Here is a 16,910-nt window from a genome sequence, read left to right as displayed (position 1 = left end):
AGCCCGTTCCCAATATAAGGGAACGGGCAAGTATATACAAAACCCATAGACAGGTTTCGATATTACTGCACCACTTCCCTACGCTAGTATGATCTAGATCAGGTTCAAAGGGTCAAGGCACACGCCTTTCTCAGCCTTTCGGCTCCCCTAGTGGTATGTTAATATTATGAAATTTTCATTTAATTTCATTAAATCATAAAATATAGAAAAATACAAGCTAACGGTTAATTGATTCTTTTTGCTGTCTTTAATAATTCACGATAACCAATTCGAGTAAATTGCAAATGTTGATCAATATAATTAGCCTTTTTCAAATGCTCGATCGATTGTTCAGAAAAACTGCCGCTAATTTCCTGAAACCTTTGATTAATTTCCACTAACGAATGATTTAATATAAAATCTGCATCAAGCAGCAGGACAATCCGCTCGATCTCAGGATCTCTTTTTAAAATCAAGTTGGCAATCCGGCCTTTCATGAATGCTAGCTCTTGTTGAAGCTTTGAAGCTTCATCCTCTTTTTCTCTAATTTTGGCTCGGTACTTTTGTTTTTCTTCCTCTTCGATACCGGCTTTTGTTAATAGCTCCTCCAACAATTGCGTTTTATCAAGCTCCAGTTTATTTAATTGCTGTTCTTTTCGCGCCATTTCTGTTTCATCAGGCAGCTTTTCGTTTTGAATAGGCTCTTTTCGTTCTTCTTTCATCTTTATCATATAGTCTATTTTCCGATAGACAAGGAAGGCGAGAACAACTAAACATCCATTTAATAGCAGAGATATAAAACGCACGACGACGTCGTTAAATGCAAGCAAATAAAATAGGAAAAGGATAACGATGACAGCCAAAAGCACCTTTAATAGATTCATAATGGAAAAAGTTTGTGATTGTTTTGCCATCCACCTATGCTCCTTTTTGTTCAAACTAGCATCATTTATTATAGCATGTTGTGATTTGGAATGTGAATCATTTCTTTAGGATTGAGAGCTGGAAAAAGGATGTCAGATGAATGGTAAATGGAGATGCTTATCTTTTGAAAGCTTCGAAGCAATAAAAACAAGTCCTTTCAAAGCCGGAAAGGTATTTTTCTAAAATGAAAAACCACCTGCAATGTTTTGCAGATGGTTGAATCATTCAGCGTTTTCTGTTTCCGCTAACACCCGATTAACACGTTTTTCCAGCATTTTCATTCCGCTTCCTCCTGCTTGGAAGTGGCGAAGAATGCCGTTTTTGTCAAAAACATAATATGCAGGTACATATTGATTTTCAAAAGCATCGGTTAATTTATGTTCGTTGTCAACAAAGATCGGTTGCGTAATCCCGTGTTCTTCCGCTACTTTTTTAATATCATCAATATCTAAATCCTTTTCGGAGCGAGGCATATGAACAGCTACTACGTTCAGTTTATCTTTATATTGATCGCGGAACTCATTTACTTTCGGCATTGCTTCTTTACACAAATGGCAGCTGATTGACCAAAAATGGATTAATGTTGGTTTTTCACCGATTAATTGCTCTTTCGTTACTTCGCCATTCAGCCAAGTTGTTGCTCCGACTAATTCAGGCATTGGCTCACGTAATTTCATTTCCGCTTCCTCCTTGAAGAATGAATATCAAAAAAATAATCGTTTGAAAAAAGGCCTAACGTACTGCTAGGCCCTTTGAATGAAAAGCTTCATTATACTTTAAGCGTTTCTTGACCAGGCTTCCAGTTTGCTGGGCAAAGTCCGCCAGTTTGAAGCGCTTGAAGTACACGCAATGTTTCATCAACATCGCGGCCAATGTTGTTATGGAATACTGTTTGATATTGAAGTTCGCCTTCTGGATTGATGATGAACAATCCGCGAAGAGCAACTCCTTCTTCTTCGATTAAAACGCCGTAGTCTCTTGATACTTGATGATTTGTATCTGCTGCAAGCGGATATTTAATATCGCCTAAACCGTTCTCTTCGCGAGGAGTTTTAATCCAAGCTAAGTGTGTGTGAATTGTGTCAGTTGATACACCAATCACTTCTGCATCAAGATCTTCAAATTCTTCATAACGGTCAGAAATAGCTGTGATTTCAGTTGGACAAACGAAAGTGAAGTCCATTGGATAAAAGAAAAGAACTGTCCATTTTCCTTGTTTCATGATTTCTTCCAAGCTTACTTTACCAAACTCTTTGTTTGGCAAAACGGCATCCATTTCAAAACGTGGAGCTTGTTTACCAACCAAACGCTCTGCCATTATGTAACCCTCCATTTTAAAATTTTATTTTAAAGGAAACTTTTTGATCGTTTCCTTCAAAAACAAATGAGAATGAATTGAGTATTTTCTCAATATCCTTCCTCCGATTACTATTATATATAACAACAAAATTTTAGTCAATTTTAAGTAATAATTAATTTAAATAATTTGTTTTACATTTTCATTGCGGTGAAGAGAACAATAATACTATTTCCAATTTTCGCCGCTATCATTAAAAAAATGTAACAATCATTGAAAATTCCTTTTTCTATGCTAAACTTTCAACTGTACATTCAGTTTAACACGATCCCGTCAAATAACCAAATGATTGGCTTGAAAAGAAAGGGGAAATGGTTTTGAACTTTTTTGAATCTATTGATTGGGCTGATCTGGCTTTAAAATCAGGAGAAGTTTTGGCCAAGCTTATTGGAATTTACATTGCATATATTATCGTCAAATCAATCGGCAATAAAATTATTCACAAAATGTTTGAGGGGCTTGAGAATCGGAAGGAAATTTCCACCACGCGGGCTAAAACGCTGCAAACATTAGTTTTGAATTTCTTTCATTATGCCCTGTTTTTCATTTTTATTGTTACCGTTTTTCAAGTGTTTGGCTACAATGTCACAGCGCTTTTAGCCGGGGCTGGGGTTGTTGGTCTTGCGATCGGCTTTGGAGCTCAAGGGCTCGTCAGCGATGTTGTGACAGGATTTTTCCTTCTCCTAGAAAAACAACTTGATGTTGGAGATTATGTCACTACAGGCAATTATTCAGGCATTGTGGAAGCTGTCGGTTTACGAACGACGCAAATCCGAGGCTTTGACGGCACATTGCATTATGTTCCAAACAGGCAGATTGTCGGCCTTTCCAATCATTCTAGAGGAAATATGCAAGCCCTCGTTGATATCAGCATATCGTATAATGAAGACTTAAATCGGGTCATGTCCATTCTTCAAGAAGCTTGCGACCAATTTGCAAAAGAAACTGAAGAGGTTGTGGAGGGTCCGGACGTTTTAGGCGTGCAAAATTTCGGCACGTCTGATGTGATTATCCGCATCATCGCCAAAACGAAAAACATGGAGCAGTGGGCTGTTGAAAGAAAGCTCCGGAAACGGCTGAAAGAAGTGCTTGATGAAAACGGCATCGAAATTCCGTTCCCTCATCAAGTGATGATTCATAAGAACGAGCAGCAAAAGGAAAGAGGATGATCTCTCATCCCCTTTCCTTTTTAATTATGACTTCGTGTTTGTATAGAACGTATTTCTAATTTTTTTCTCTTGCTTTATGCAGGAGGCTATGAATCTTCTATTTATTGCCTTTCCATTCAAAATATTGACAAATAAGATCGACCGCTTTAAAGATTGCTTGTTCATTTGGTGAAAGCTTCGCATGATGAAGGCCGTAAGGAGAATCAACTCCAAGCCAAAACATAAATCCCGGAATTTTCGCCAGCATATAGCCGAAATCTTCCCCAGTCATCGCTTCTTTGCATACGTGGAGTTGAACTTCTGTTTCATTCTGGACAAACTCCATAAATTCTTTTGATAACGCTTCATCATTCCACACTTGATAATACATCGAACCCCAGTCAATTTCTGCTTTGCATTGGTAGCCGATTTCTATACCTTTGACCATGTCTTCAATCCGCTTTTTCACTTTTTCCATCGATTCGACAGAAAATGTGCGAATCGTTCCTTCCAATCTGGCGTGATCCGCAATTATATTTTGTATCGTGCCGCTTGCAATTTTTCCAATGGTAATTACAGCACTATCCAAAGGATCTATATTGCGGCTAACGATGGATTGCAGCTGGGTGACAAGGGAGCAAGCAGCGACGACCATATCATGTGTCGTGTGCGGAAAAGCGGCATGGCCTCCCTTCCCGGTTAAATCGATAAACAACTCGGACGTATTAGCAAAAAGTAGTCCAGGCTTCATTCCGATAGTTCCAACCGGAAGCTCCGGAGCAATATGAAGCGCAGTGATCATATCCGGCATCCATTGTTGCATAATCTCGCTGTTTAGCATCGGCTCTGCACCGCCAGGCCCTTCTTCTGCCGGCTGAAAGATGAATAGCAGATCATCTTGAATCGGATGATAGGCGAAATGAGTTAAAACCCCCAAAGCGATCGTCATATGAAAGTCGTGACCGCAAGCATGCATCAAGCCTGGATGTTCTGATTGAAATGAAAGCCCCGTTTTTTCTTCAATCGGCAATCCGTCAATATCTGTCCGGTAGGCTATCATTTTTCGAGGATTTGTTCCATGGACCTTCACGAAAATACCTGTTCTCCATGTTTTCACTTCAAGCCTTTCGTTCGACAGCGAATGAATATAATCTAATAAATATTTTTGTGTTTTATGTTCTTGAAATCCGAGTTCAGGTATTTTATGCAAATCACGGCGAATGGCAATAAGCGCATCCTTATTCATATGAGTCCCCTCCTAAAGGATAAGCGTGGACGCTGTCCACGCTTCGAATTTAGAGCTGCCGCAATTCTTGCTTAATTTCAATTTTCGCTTTCGTTTTTTCGTCAATATCTTTAATTTTTTTCGCAGGAACACCTGCAACAACTGTGTACGGTTCAACATCTTCCACTACAACAGCACCAGCTGCAACAACCGCGCCTTTTCCTACCCTTACACCTTCTAAAATGACGGCGTTTGCTCCGATCAAAACATCATCTTCGATTACGACAGGTTTTGCAGAAGGCGGCTCAATTACACCAGCTAAAACCGCTCCGGCACCAATGTGGCAGTTTTTACCAACCGTTGCACGACCGCCCAATGTTGCATTCATGTCAATCATCGTTCCTTCACCAATGACGGCGCCGATATTGATCACTGCCCCCATCATGATGACCGCATTATCTCCGATTTCCACTTGATCACGGATGATTGCACCTGGTTCAATTCTCGCTTTTACGCCTTTTAAATCAAGAAGCGGGATCGCTGAGTTCCGGCGGTCATTTTCAACAACATAGTCTTCAATTTTATCTTTGTTTTCTGCTAGTGCTTGTTCAATTTCAGACCATTCTCCAAAGATGATGCCTGTGTTTCCAGTAATAAATGTTTTGGACTGTTCTCCAAAGTTGATTCCTTCTAATTGACCTTTTACATAAACTTTTACAGGAGTCGTTTTTTTACTGTTTTGTATAAATGAAATAATTTCGTTTGCATCCATCATTTTCATCGTAATACTCCTCTCTGTTTTTCTGTACCCCCATTACTGTATCAAAGAAAAGAATCAATTGACAAGCAAATTTATCATTCATTAATAAATTGATGGACGATTTCCATAAACGCCTGCACTTGTTTAAGCTTTAACGATGATTCATGCCCGATCAACCAAGTATCCCTTTTAATCGGCTTTCCTTCATGATCAATGAGCGGCAGTCGAAAGATCGAACCATCCTTTTCATCAATGCTGACAGAAGGCAAAATCGCAAAGCCGATACCATGATACGCCATTTGCTTGCACGTCTCGATCTGATCAACGACAATTGTCCTTTTTGGCGGGTTTTTAAATTGCCTGTGCCACCATTCTTGTATTTCTTGATAGTATGTAGAATCACTTTTAAATTGAATAAAAGGCCGCTCTGTGTGTACTAAATCATCGATGCTTTGAATTTCTGTGTCAACTAAATACAAAGTATCTTCCAGCAAATGCTGTTTAAACCCTTTCCAATCAGGGTTTCCGCGTATGATTCCGATATGAATATCATCTTCATATAAACATTTTAATATTTCGCTTGACCACCCGGTTATAAGTGAAATTTCCGCCTGAGGGTATTTTTGTACATATTTTTTCAAAACTTTTGGAAGCCAGTGCTGGCCGATTATGGATGCCACTGCAAGCTTTAACGTCCCGTACACTTCTCCTTCCAAAACAGAGATTTCCTCTCTTACCTTCTCTTCCTTTTCAATCATTTCTTTTGCAAACTGGACAACTTTTTCTCCTGCCGGTGTAAGAGTCAATCCCTTTTGTGAGCGCAAAAAAATTTTAAATCCCCATGCTTTTTCGATCGACTGAAGACGCTGCGACAAAGCAGGCTGGGAAACAAAAAGTCGGTCAGCCGCTTTTCTCATATTTTTTTCTTCAGACAAAGTCACAAGGATTTGCAATTCCGAAATTTGCATCGCTAAACCCTTTCCTTAGTGGATTCAATAGTTCAAAAACATTATAAAATATTTTTGCTTTTCCGTCATAACAAGTTTAGCAAAAAACATTCATTTTAATTCTCTCTTCGGAAGAAAGAAAATAAAAAGAACGCTCAAAATTGCTAATAAAAAGACGACGAAATAAACATGGTGAAGAGCAATGCTCAAACCAGACTCAAGAACCTCTTTTATAGGACCGGAAAGATCTGATTCTGGATTCAATAGGTTGTTGGCCGAATCAATGTTTAAGTTTTTTCCAGCACTATGCTCCTCCAAATATGTTTGCAGCTTGCTGTTTAAAATCCCGCCGAGCAAAGCGGCGCCGACGGTGTTGCCGAGATTTCGCATAAACATATTGGTGGCGGTGGCAATTCCGCGTTCTTTCCAATCAACTGCCGATTGAATCGATACAATGAACGAGGTCGATGTCAGCCCCATTCCGACGCCGAGTAAAAAAGAGCCGATCATAGCATGAACAGGTCCGTCATCTGCTGAAAGCATAACAAAGACAAGACTGCCGGCCAATAAAAAAATGCCTCCTAAAATTGATGTGGCACGAAAGCCGGCTTTTAAATAAATCCTCCCCGCTACTGTTGAAGCAATCGGCCATCCGATTGACATCGTTGTCAGCGTGAATCCAGCCACCATTGCCGATTTTCCCATAACACCTTGCACAAATGTCGGCAAAAAGGTGGAAATGCCCATAAGCATCATCCCGGTCGTCAAGGACGTTACATTCGCAAGCAAAATGGAGCGATTTTTCCAAAGCGAAAGCGGCATCATCGGATCATCGGCCCGATTTTCCTGAAAAATAAACAATATAAAGAAGCAGCATGCAACAGCTAATAACGCCGCAACCTCCCAGGAAGTCCAAGACCAGCGGACTCCTCCTTCGACAAGGACGACCATCAACAAGCTGATCGCAATAAGCATGAACATGGCGCCTGCATAATCAATGCTCGACTTTTTCTTATCAATGCGTTCATTCAAAAACAGACCGATTCCTGCCATTGATAAAATGCCTAAAGGAACATTCACCCAAAATACAAACTTCCAGCTTATGTACTCAACGAACAAGCCACCTAAAACGGGACCGATTATTGCAGAAATTCCCCATACACTGGACAAATATCCTTGTATTTTGGCTCTTTCTTCTACTGTATAAATATCGCCGACAATTGTTGTGGCGACTGGCATCACAGCTCCGGCTCCAATCCCTTGTATAAAACGGTATATAATTAAAGTTTCCATCGAATCGGCGAGACCGCAAAGCACAGAGCCAATTAAAAAAATAATGATGCCAAAAGCAAAAATCGGTTTTCTTCCAAACAAATCCGCCAATTTACCATATATTAAAATCGTTACGGAATTCATTAATAAATAGGAAGAAAAAATCCAGCTATATTTTGAAAAACCGCCAATTTCTGCGACAATGGCAGGCATTGCTGTGGAAACGATCGTTGCCTCAACTGCAGCCATAAACATCGCCAGCATGACGGCAGCTAAAACGAACGGACGCTTTGTTTCTTTATGGTCTAGTTTCCCCCTATCTTTTTCAATAAGCGCCTCTTTCATCACGATCACCTCATTTGAAAATCACTTTCAATCGTTTGTAAGCATGAATTCATTTTGCCATAGCATTCGCATTCGTTCAATTGCTTTCCAAAAAAACAATATCTATATTTTCATTATTTGAAGGTTGGATGGATTCGAAACTATTGAGCCAATATGAAATAAAAACGCCGGCAAGGGCGTTTTTATTTGGGAAACCTGGAATTTAATATCATTAGTTGTTTATGGAGCTTTTTTAAGATGACCCTTCTTGTAAAAATCCCCTCTAAAACACCGTCCTCATTCGTTATACATACAAACGTATGATTAATAACGAGCTTCAGCGCCTTCATCCAATCATCCGATACATTCAATCTGGAAACATCTTTGTTCATTACTTCTTCTACTTTCATATTTTGCAAACGCTCAAATTCGATTCGTTCCAATCCTAAAATTGAATCCATGATCAAATTCGTCGTAATCAGCCCGTGCAAGCGATATTGAGCATCCAAAACCGGAACAGCTGTATAGCCTGTTTTCGTCAACACTAATAATGCATGCTCTAAGTTATTTCCCATTTGGACATGAGCCACTTTGTCTGCAGGTATCATCAAATCTTTAATCGAAATATTTGTAAATTCTTCAGAAAAAACTTTTGTCATTCGTTTCTTCCTCTCACTTTGACATTTCATTTTAATCATAACATATGATCTGGAAAATGTGTTCCATTTACCAAAAAGAAACTTCCTATTTTATGATATCATTATGTAAGCGTTTTATCACGCGATAAACTTACATTTCTGCGAAAAGCGATGCTCTTGCAAAGAGCATCGTTCAGATGCCTCTCACACTCAAAAACTGGTCCTCACAAGGATACAGGTTACGTATGCGAACGGATTTTGTCATAAAGCTCCACTAATTTTTTGTATGTACATAAATCAAACTCTTTTTTTCCGCATTCAATATCATTGATTTCGCTCACAACCAATTCAATCGCAAAATGGTTGCGAAACAAAATTGCGACAAGCAATTGCTTTTCTTCTAGAGACAATACCGGTTGAACAGCTCGCATCGTTATTCATCCTCCAGTGACTTCATTTTAAAAAACATCCTAACCATAACATATAATGAGCAGCTTTAAAATTATGTCGAAATTTGCTTACATCATGAAAAATAATATTCCTTTTTTCGCAGCTTTCAATTACAAGAAGCCGGAAATCGAATCAGAACCCCGAAGCTGGAGTATGTGCAGATTGTTTTTTGTTTATTTAACCAAGTCGATTAAATGACATCACCGTTCGAACCGCTGCATTCAGTTCCTCTGGCTCCGGCAATTGTATTTATTTACACTGATTCTAAATGATAGATACGTTGCACGTTATCAAATTCGCCAATTAAAGTGTTGGAAATGATGCGAGGGCTGCTCCCCTTTGAAACCGTATGCTCTCTCTGTTATATGAAAAGATTTGATTGAAATGAAATGGGAAACATGGACCCATTGCTCAATAATCTTTGAGGCGGAAGCGAACAATGAAGCCAGCCAAACTTTCTCAAAAATAGTTGAACTAGAGCAAAAGATCATGTAGAGCTGTATTTCCGTTCATTCTGTACGTCAGACAGCTCGAATTAGGACAAAGAGTTGAAAGATGCTAATCAATGCGTCATTAGGTGGGAAAAATGTTCAATTTTAAATCATCACGGTTGAAGCTTTTGTAGACAAAAATACTCTTTATGAAAGGCTGCACATAAAACGAAGAAGAAAAAGAAGCTGTCATTACCTTCAGTAAAATGTTCGATCAACTGCCAAACTTCTTGAATTCTGCTAAAAAATGAGCATTTGAAGAGAGTCTATGAGGCAAACTTTTTCACACTGACAAAGGCAGGAACGGCGGAGGGAGATTTCAGCCCTCCTGCCGCCCAATTTTTATTAAATAAGGCATCAATTTGTCTTACTTCCAGCCAGATGTATTACGAGTATCATGTAAGCAAATAGATGCCGTCTAGCTAAAAAAGGATGAACAGCCAGCCGACACATAGGAGTAATGGAAGATTTCTAAATTACTATCAGCTATTTTATTCCTTTCCTCATTCTTTTCTAAACGAAATGTGCCTCGATTATGATGATTTTTTCAATAAAATATAGATAAAGTAGGGCGCCCCGATTAAAGCTGTCATAATGCCCGCTGGGATGCCGTCCGGAAGTGCGATGTTTCGCCCGATTGTATCGGCTAGTAGTAGAAGCCATCCTCCCAACAAAATCGCAATCGGAAGATAAAGTTGATTGCGGGGACCAATCAGTGACCGTGCTAAATGGGGTGCCAAAAGACCGATAAACGCTACACCTCCCGTAACAGAAACCGCAGCTGCGGCAAGCCCGACAGCAGCCAATAGAAGCGTAATTCGCTCCCTTTCAATCTTCAAGCCAACCCCGACAGCAGAAGGATCGTTTAAACTTAATAAATTTAATTGTTGAGCTCTGGAAGCAATAAACGAAATCAAAATGACAATCCAAGGTAAAATTGCCAAAATAAACGGCCAATCTGCCCCCCAAACGTTCCCTGCCAGCCATTTGGCGATAAAATCAACTTTTTGCCGTTCTGCAGAAGAAATAATGACGATCATGGTTCCTGATAAAGCCATGGCGAAGCCGACACCGATAAGGACTAATCGAACGGGGTTTAAACCGGCATTTCGATCATAAGAAAAAACGTAAATAGCCCCTGCCGTTAAAAGAGCGCCGATAAAAGCTGCGACTGGCAGTAAATACACAAATGAGCCGACATCAATTGGAAAAAATAAAAAGAACACTGCAATAGCTACTCCTGCTCCGGCATTAATCCCAATGATCCCCGGCTCAGCCAAATCGTTTCTTGTAATATCTTGAAAGATCGCCCCGGAAACCGCCAAAGCCATTCCTGCCAATAAGGTCACAATGATCCGCGGCAAGCGGACGGAAAATAAAACGAACTCCTCTTTAAACGTCCCGTGGCCGAGAATAGTTGGAAGCAAACGATTCATCGAGACGGAGGAGGTGCCTAATCCCATTCCGATGATGGCCGTTGCAGCAATTAAAAGAATCAGAACAAGTATGATCAGCCGCTGCTTTTTTACAATTGCCGGATGTATGATCATGTGATAGCTTTCCCCCTTTTTTGCACAATGAACAGGAAGAAAGGCAAACCTAAAAAGGAAACAATGGCCGCCACTGGTGTTTCGTAAGGAGCATTAATCGTTCTGGCAAGCGTATCAGCGATTAATAAAAAGCAGGCGCCGAATATCGCAGACATTGGGAGAATATAACGATAATCGGCCCCTACGACCGAACGGACGATATGCGGAACCATTAAACCGATAAATGCCATATTCCCAACAAGGGCGACAGATGCACCAGTAAGCAATATAATGATGATAAACAGCACCATTTTTATTTGTGCCGTTTTTTGACCTAACCCGACTGCCACTTCTTCATTTAAACTTACAATGGTCAGCTGCCTTGAGAAAAAAAGAGAAATGGTGATCCCAACGAGAGCAATCGGTATGAGGATCTTGAGCTGTTTCCATGTTGCACCGACAAGTCCTCCAGCTGTCCACATCGAAACATTTTTGTAAATATTAAAATATAAGCTGATTCCTTCCGCGACGGCAAAAAGAAAAGCAGACACAGCAGCCCCCGCTAAAACGATTTGAAAAGGAGAAATCCTTCCTTTTTTTACCGCACCGATTCCAAAAACTAAAAAGGCGCCAGCTGCTGCTCCAATAAAGCACGCAATGGTCATACTAAAGTAATTTGCGTTCGGAAAAAGGGCAATTGTCAAAGCGAGTGCAGCATTTGCTCCGGCTGTCAGCCCTAATAATCCTGGATCTGCTAATGGATTGCGAGTCAATCCTTGCATGATTGCTCCAGCTACTGATAAAGAAGCGCCGACAAAAATAGCGCCGACTTCGCGCGGAAGACGAATTTCCCGAATCATATCAATCGTCTTACCAGCCTCATTTGTCGTTAGCGCCAGCCAAACATCTTTTACACTTGTGTCTGCCGCTCCAAACACCATCGCTAAAAAAAACGAACCAATCAGCAAAATGACTGCGAATATGAATTTAAAGAAAAATGAAGCGGAATCGTTTTTTAGCATACATCTCATCTCTTCTATTTTTCTATTTTATAGATGGAAAGAAGAGAAATTCATGCCTGCTGAATTTCGCTTCTTCTTATTACTTATTTTTTTCCAAGAAATTTTTCTCGAAAGAATTCAAGCTGATATTCCAATGTCAGTCGATCATTGAAATAAAATTCATTAGCATTTACTTCAAACACGCGATTGTTTTTGACAGCCGGTATGTTTTTATAAGTATCTGTTTCTTGGAAAGAGTTATCAGCATCCGAATACTTACTGACGATCAAATAATCCCCTGCAAAATCCGGAAGCACTTCAGTCGATAAAGCATAATAACCTTGTTTTAAAGCTTTCTCTTCCACTTTTTTAGGCATTTTTAGCTTCATGGCTTGGTATAAAATTTCTGTTCCTCTTCCCCAGTTGTTCCCAAACACATATAATTGCTTATCAAAACTTTCAATGACTGAAACAGTTGCATCTTCCCCAATTTTCGCGCGAATTTCTTCTCCTGTTTCTTCAGCTCTTTTTTTGAAATCCTCGACCCACTCTCTTGCTTCTTTTTCCTTATTTAAAAGCTTGCCGATTTCTATATGCTGTGTTAAATAATCGACTTTTCCATAAGTAAACGTAACAGTAGGCGCTATCTTTTTCAGTTTATCTACATTTTTAATCGTCGATAATCCGATGATTAAATCCGGATTTAGTTCAATGATTTTTTCTAAATCTTCATCAGATACTTCTGCAACATCTTTCAATTTGTCTTTCCAGCGCGGATTCATTTTTGACCATGAATCAACACCAACGAGATTTACTCCTAAAGACATCACATCTCCGGCAAATGACGAGAGAACAACGACTCTTTTAGGATTAGCCGGGACTTCAACAGGACCGTTTTCCGATTGATATGTAATCGTTTCAGGTTTTTCTTCTTTCTTTTCAGCGCTGTCTTCCTTTTTATTACCACAAGCGCTAACTATGAGAACCAACAAGAACAGAATTGGAATAAGACGTTTTTTCATGTTTTTCTTCTCCTTTTATTAGATTGTACGTGATGCATATTGGTTTATCTGTTCGGGGATCCCGTCCTATTACAGCATCAATTTGAAATACTTCTTTCAGCACGTTGCAGTCGATTACTTCGTCACTCGTCCCGGCTTTGATAATTTGTCCGTCTTTCAACGCTATAATATAATCGGCAAAACGAGCTGCTTGATTGATATCATGAAGCACCATGACGATTGTCCGCCCCTGCTCTTTGTTTAACTGCTGTAGAAGCTCTAGTACTTCAAGCTGATGCGCCATATCTAAATAAGTGGTCGGTTCATCCAAAAAGATGATGTCCGTTTCTTGAGCAAGCGCCATCGCTATCCAGACACGCTGTCTTTGACCGCCTGACAGCGCATTGACTGGCTGGTGTTTAAAATCGGCCGTTTTCGTAACTTCTAAAGCCCAGTTTATGACCTCAAGATCTTTTTTTGTTAATCTGCCGAAGCCTTTTTGATATGGGTAGCGGCCGTAAGATACAAGCTCTCCAACGGTAAGGCCGGCTGGACTTTCTGGTGATTGAGGAAGTATGGCCATTTTTTTCGCCAGTTCTTTCGTATCCTGCTTTAAAATACTCTCGCCATCAAGAATAATTCGACCGGATTGGTGCGGAATAATCCGAGTTATCGCTTTCAACAAAGTGGATTTTCCACAGCCGTTGGAACCGATTATCGTTGTAATTTTTTTATCTGGAATTTCAATTTTCATATCTTTCACAATCAGTCGATTGCCATAGGAAATTTGTAAACGATCTGTGTATAGGCGGATCATGGAAAACCTCCAATTTATTCCAAATTGATAATGATTATCATTTTCTTGTACAAATATAATATAATACCACCCTTTCTCCTTGTCAATTATCATTTTTTTAAGAGAATCGAGTAGGAGGGAGCGATTAACTCCCGTCCTCTCACACCACCGTACGTACGGTTCCGTATACGGCGGTTCAATTAAGATAATTGACGCAAGTCTTTATAACTTCCGTGAATAGCTGTTCTCTTTATGCCAGTGGTCACTCCACCCTCCAAGAGATCTCCCACGGGATTCACCGCTTCCTCCCTCAAGTGAGGTACTACGTTTTCTGTGTTCATCATGACTCACTGAATGCCAAGGGCTATTCTCTCTTAATTGTTCGGTCCTTCTTAGTTGTTCTAGACCAACTAATACTATGACCTCTGCTGACTTCTGACTGTTCAGCTATCTATCACTAGATAGGTTACCAAGGTTACTTGGCGTGCCAGCCAGACCTCCCCGGGTAAGAGTGTAATCTTTCCTTCCATCCATCTGCTTCATTTACTCTGTATCACCTTCGGCAGAAAGGGCTTTGTTTTGTCTTGCAAACTCACCCAGTGATACCTAGCCTCATATGAAGTTCGTGTTCCGAGAGACCTTAAAGTTTGCCGCTCGCTTCCTTCAGATTCCGCGTCACCACGGACACCCTTGCGTTAAGCTAACTGCTACTTCTGCCTTCGCAGCTCGGGACTTTCACCCTATAGATTACACCCATGCCGGGCGCACAAGAAGAAACCCGGCCTCCAAAGCCGGGTTTCTCGTCCGAATGTGTAACAAAGGGGGAGCGGGGGTTTAGCCGCGATGTTTCACTTCAAGACGTCTGTGAACTACTTCGTCTTACATTTATAATGATAATGATTATCAATATCGATGTCAACACTTTTTATAAAAAAATTTTTCAAAACAAAATTTCCTTTAATAGAAAAAACCATAACGCGAAGTTATGGCTACCAAGTAGTTGAAAAGCTAATATAAAAAATATAAAAAAGCGCGAATGCAATCAGCACGATATAAGCAATAAAAATCGGATTTCGAATATACGGGCGCTTTTCAACTTTTTCGCTTACTTCTGTATCATACTCACTTTGCCTTTTTTCCATCTGGCTGCCCACTTGTAACGTATAAAACAGGCCAACAAGCAAAACTAACAAAAAAACACCGCCGAAGATCAAATTCGTAAATTGCATAAAAACCCCCCTTTTTCTCTATTATTTGAGAAAAAAGGGGGGTTTATTCAAAGGAGACCGTCTTGTTCATATAAATAAGAATATGGAATATCGATAAACAAATAATGATCGTCATCAAGCGGATAGGAAAACGTGCGGATCGTCTCCCCTGTTTCGATATCACTATACAAATCACTTAAAAACCCTTTTTTGTTGACGCGCATGCGAATAATATTTTCTAAAAAGTACGGGCGCCAGCTCCAATTTTTCATATAATATTCTTTTTGAAAAATCCATCGGTCTTCTTTTCGGAAAATATTTCCTGACTTTTGAAACCCGTTTTCATCACAAATATAAATACGAAAGCTCATGTCGCCAAGCTCTTCTGCTAAATGGGTAATTAATTCGTCAAATTGGCTGACAGCTTTTTTATATTTGTTCACTAGTTGTGACACCCGCTGATGAAACTGGTCGGAATATGAATAAAGTGTTTCAAGCTTTTTCTTTTCAAATTGAATGAAATGGTTGAATTCCTGCTGCAGTCTTTCTTTTAGAACACATCGATCAATAAATTCTCTTTCCGGATAATGAAGATAATATCCTTGATAATATCTTCCGCCATTTTTCCACGCATATTGCAATTGAAAGTTTGCCTCGATGTCTTCATATAAAAGCGTCGCACCGATTTTGCGCGCAAGTAGTGAAATCGAAAATAAAACATCGAAATACGATTGGCTGGGTGAAGCTAATTTTAATGGCTGCAAATCGATTTTCAAAATATCAGGAGATAATAACCCAATGCGGTCCAAATTGCTCGATTCTTTCCCAATATTGTCAATCGCAATTTTGATTCCGTAAGTCCGGTAATAAGTGAGCAAATGATGGAGCTGTTCGATATCTCCTAAATAATTGTGTTCCGTAATTTCCAGAACAATCCGGTTTAAATCAAGTCCTTTCTCTTTTTCTTCCAGCAGCAAATTTAAAAAGCTTTCGCCGTGATCGATCATAAGCAGATTTGGATCCCTGTTTATAAAAATGAGAAGATCATCATCCAGTTCTTTCATTTCCTCCAATGCTTTTTTGACGACTGTATCATCTACTTCCATTCGGTATTCTTCAGGGATCGAATCATCATGGAAAAAAAAGCCTAAGCTTTTGTATTCCCCTTCCATATGAATTCTGCCTAAAATTTCGTAGCCAATCACCTTTTGTTCATCTGCGCTAAAAATCGCCTGATAATAAGGCACAATTTTTTCGGTATTGGTTATGACATCTAGTGGATCCATGGGCATCTCCCCGCTTCTTGTACTCTCATATGATACATGATTATAGCATTATTTGGTACATTAGAAAATGATGAAGAACCGTTTTTGCGCATTTGCTACATTCCCATTTTTACATAATTGGAATGAGGCCCATCCTGGATGCAACGGTTGGCCTCTCAATTGATTTTATGTTTTGCGCCCGCTTCCACAATCAACAAAGTAGTTTGTTTTTTCAATGACCATACAAGCAGAAAACCGAGCAATAAAAGAACAGAGAGCAGAAACATTCCGTTTGCAAATGAAAAATAGCCGAAAATCATCGGACCGAAGGAAAACAAAGTAATTTGAGTGTTCTGGCTAAAATACCGATAGAGATATACAGGAATGAACGAAAAACAATTAACGGCATTAATCTCAACAATTTACAATCTGTTTGAACGAGTTTCATCAAGGCTTCAGCACTGCTGCTCCGATCTACGACTTTGCAAATGAAGTGATTGCTTCCATAAGTATGACGGGTCCAGATAAAAATATTCATCAAAATGACTTTTTTCTACACGGAGAAAATCGTCTAAGCAGAAAATATATTCAAAAA

At 39.7% G+C, this 16,910-nt stretch carries 16 protein-coding genes and 1 riboswitch; of the genes, 1 reads left to right on the top strand and 15 read right to left on the bottom strand.

All coding sequences use genetic code 11. The features are described 5' to 3' along the window. Positions 1 to 58: 58 nt before the first annotated feature. A riboswitch (TPP riboswitch) is annotated at positions 59 to 159 on the bottom strand. Between the two features lie 65 nt (positions 160 to 224). The 3 genes from NSQ41_RS07190 to NSQ41_RS07180 all read right to left on the bottom strand — a co-directional run bounded on the left by NSQ41_RS07190 (position 225) and on the right by NSQ41_RS07180 (position 2,221). Further along, the gene (locus NSQ41_RS07190; RefSeq protein WP_339199637.1) at positions 225 to 893 is read right to left on the bottom strand and encodes a hypothetical protein; all 669 of its coding nucleotides are present in this window, start codon (positions 891 to 893) and stop codon (positions 225 to 227) included. A gap of 231 nt (positions 894 to 1,124) precedes the next feature. Beyond that, the gene (locus NSQ41_RS07185; protein WP_063386849.1) at positions 1,125 to 1,580 is read right to left on the bottom strand and encodes a TlpA disulfide reductase family protein; all 456 of its coding nucleotides are present in this window, start codon (positions 1,578 to 1,580) and stop codon (positions 1,125 to 1,127) included. Between the two features lie 92 nt (positions 1,581 to 1,672). Further along, a complete protein-coding gene (locus tag NSQ41_RS07180) occupies positions 1,673 to 2,221 on the bottom strand; it encodes a peroxiredoxin (RefSeq protein WP_063386848.1) in 549 nt (182 codons plus the stop codon). A gap of 350 nt (positions 2,222 to 2,571) precedes the next feature. Between NSQ41_RS07180 and NSQ41_RS07175 the strand changes: the two genes are divergently transcribed. Beyond that, positions 2,572 to 3,429: a mechanosensitive ion channel family protein gene (locus NSQ41_RS07175; protein ID WP_066248002.1), complete on the top strand. Its 858-nt coding sequence runs from the start codon at positions 2,572 to 2,574 to the stop codon at positions 3,427 to 3,429. 97 nt (positions 3,430 to 3,526) lie between these two features. On the opposite strand, the gene NSQ41_RS07170 is transcribed toward NSQ41_RS07175, so the two are convergent. From NSQ41_RS07170 to NSQ41_RS07115, 12 genes are all read right to left on the bottom strand, one after another. Next, on the bottom strand, positions 3,527 to 4,654 hold the full coding sequence (locus NSQ41_RS07170) for an N-acetyldiaminopimelate deacetylase (protein ID WP_339211308.1): 1,128 nt from the start codon (positions 4,652 to 4,654) through the stop codon (positions 3,527 to 3,529). A gap of 49 nt (positions 4,655 to 4,703) precedes the next feature. Continuing rightward, positions 4,704 to 5,414 (bottom strand): 2,3,4,5-tetrahydropyridine-2,6-dicarboxylate N-acetyltransferase, encoded by a 711-nt coding sequence (gene dapD, locus NSQ41_RS07165; RefSeq protein ID WP_063386845.1) that lies wholly within the window; start codon positions 5,412 to 5,414, stop codon positions 4,704 to 4,706. Positions 5,415 to 5,488: 74 nt separating this feature from the next. Next, positions 5,489 to 6,361 carry a LysR family transcriptional regulator gene (locus tag NSQ41_RS07160; protein ID WP_063386844.1) on the bottom strand — a complete coding sequence of 291 codons (873 nt, stop codon included), beginning with the start codon at positions 6,359 to 6,361 and terminating at the stop codon, positions 5,489 to 5,491. 90 nt (positions 6,362 to 6,451) lie between these two features. Then, positions 6,452 to 7,957: an MDR family MFS transporter gene (locus NSQ41_RS07155; RefSeq protein WP_339199633.1), complete on the bottom strand. Its 1,506-nt coding sequence runs from the start codon at positions 7,955 to 7,957 to the stop codon at positions 6,452 to 6,454. A gap of 182 nt (positions 7,958 to 8,139) precedes the next feature. Beyond that, on the bottom strand, positions 8,140 to 8,595 hold the full coding sequence (gene cbpB, locus NSQ41_RS07150) for a cyclic-di-AMP-binding protein CbpB (RefSeq protein WP_063386842.1): 456 nt from the start codon (positions 8,593 to 8,595) through the stop codon (positions 8,140 to 8,142). Between the two features lie 218 nt (positions 8,596 to 8,813). Then, positions 8,814 to 9,005: an antirepressor AbbA gene (gene abbA, locus NSQ41_RS07145; protein WP_066247994.1), complete on the bottom strand. Its 192-nt coding sequence runs from the start codon at positions 9,003 to 9,005 to the stop codon at positions 8,814 to 8,816. A gap of 1,043 nt (positions 9,006 to 10,048) precedes the next feature. Beyond that, positions 10,049 to 11,062 (bottom strand): iron ABC transporter permease, encoded by a 1,014-nt coding sequence (locus tag NSQ41_RS07140; RefSeq protein ID WP_339211604.1) that lies wholly within the window; start codon positions 11,060 to 11,062, stop codon positions 10,049 to 10,051. Further along, complete coding sequence (locus tag NSQ41_RS07135) at positions 11,062 to 12,066, bottom strand: iron ABC transporter permease (RefSeq protein ID WP_144598346.1); 1,005 nt, start codon at positions 12,064 to 12,066, stop codon at positions 11,062 to 11,064. Before NSQ41_RS07135 ends, NSQ41_RS07140 begins: the two co-directional genes overlap by 1 nt. Positions 12,067 to 12,149: 83 nt before the next feature. Then, positions 12,150 to 13,067: an iron-hydroxamate ABC transporter substrate-binding protein gene (locus NSQ41_RS07130; protein WP_066247990.1), complete on the bottom strand. Its 918-nt coding sequence runs from the start codon at positions 13,065 to 13,067 to the stop codon at positions 12,150 to 12,152. Continuing rightward, positions 13,018 to 13,863, bottom strand: coding sequence for an ABC transporter ATP-binding protein (locus tag NSQ41_RS07125; RefSeq protein WP_066247988.1), 846 nt, complete (start codon positions 13,861 to 13,863; stop codon positions 13,018 to 13,020). The genes NSQ41_RS07130 and NSQ41_RS07125 overlap by 50 nt, the downstream gene beginning before the upstream one ends. 968 nt (positions 13,864 to 14,831) lie before the next feature. Beyond that, positions 14,832 to 15,071, bottom strand: coding sequence for a hypothetical protein (locus NSQ41_RS07120; protein ID WP_094245557.1), 240 nt, complete (start codon positions 15,069 to 15,071; stop codon positions 14,832 to 14,834). 47 nt (positions 15,072 to 15,118) lie between these two features. Further along, positions 15,119 to 16,342 (bottom strand): EAL-associated domain-containing protein, encoded by a 1,224-nt coding sequence (locus tag NSQ41_RS07115; RefSeq protein WP_066247984.1) that lies wholly within the window; start codon positions 16,340 to 16,342, stop codon positions 15,119 to 15,121. Positions 16,343 to 16,910: the final 568 nt, after the last annotated feature.

The organism is Aeribacillus sp. FSL K6-8210, from assembly GCF_037963925.1.
Lineage (GTDB): Bacteria > Bacillota > Bacilli > Bacillales > Aeribacillaceae > Aeribacillus > Aeribacillus composti.
The sequence above is the reverse complement of the archived record's forward strand: the minus strand, read 5'-3'. Positions and strand labels throughout refer to the sequence as shown.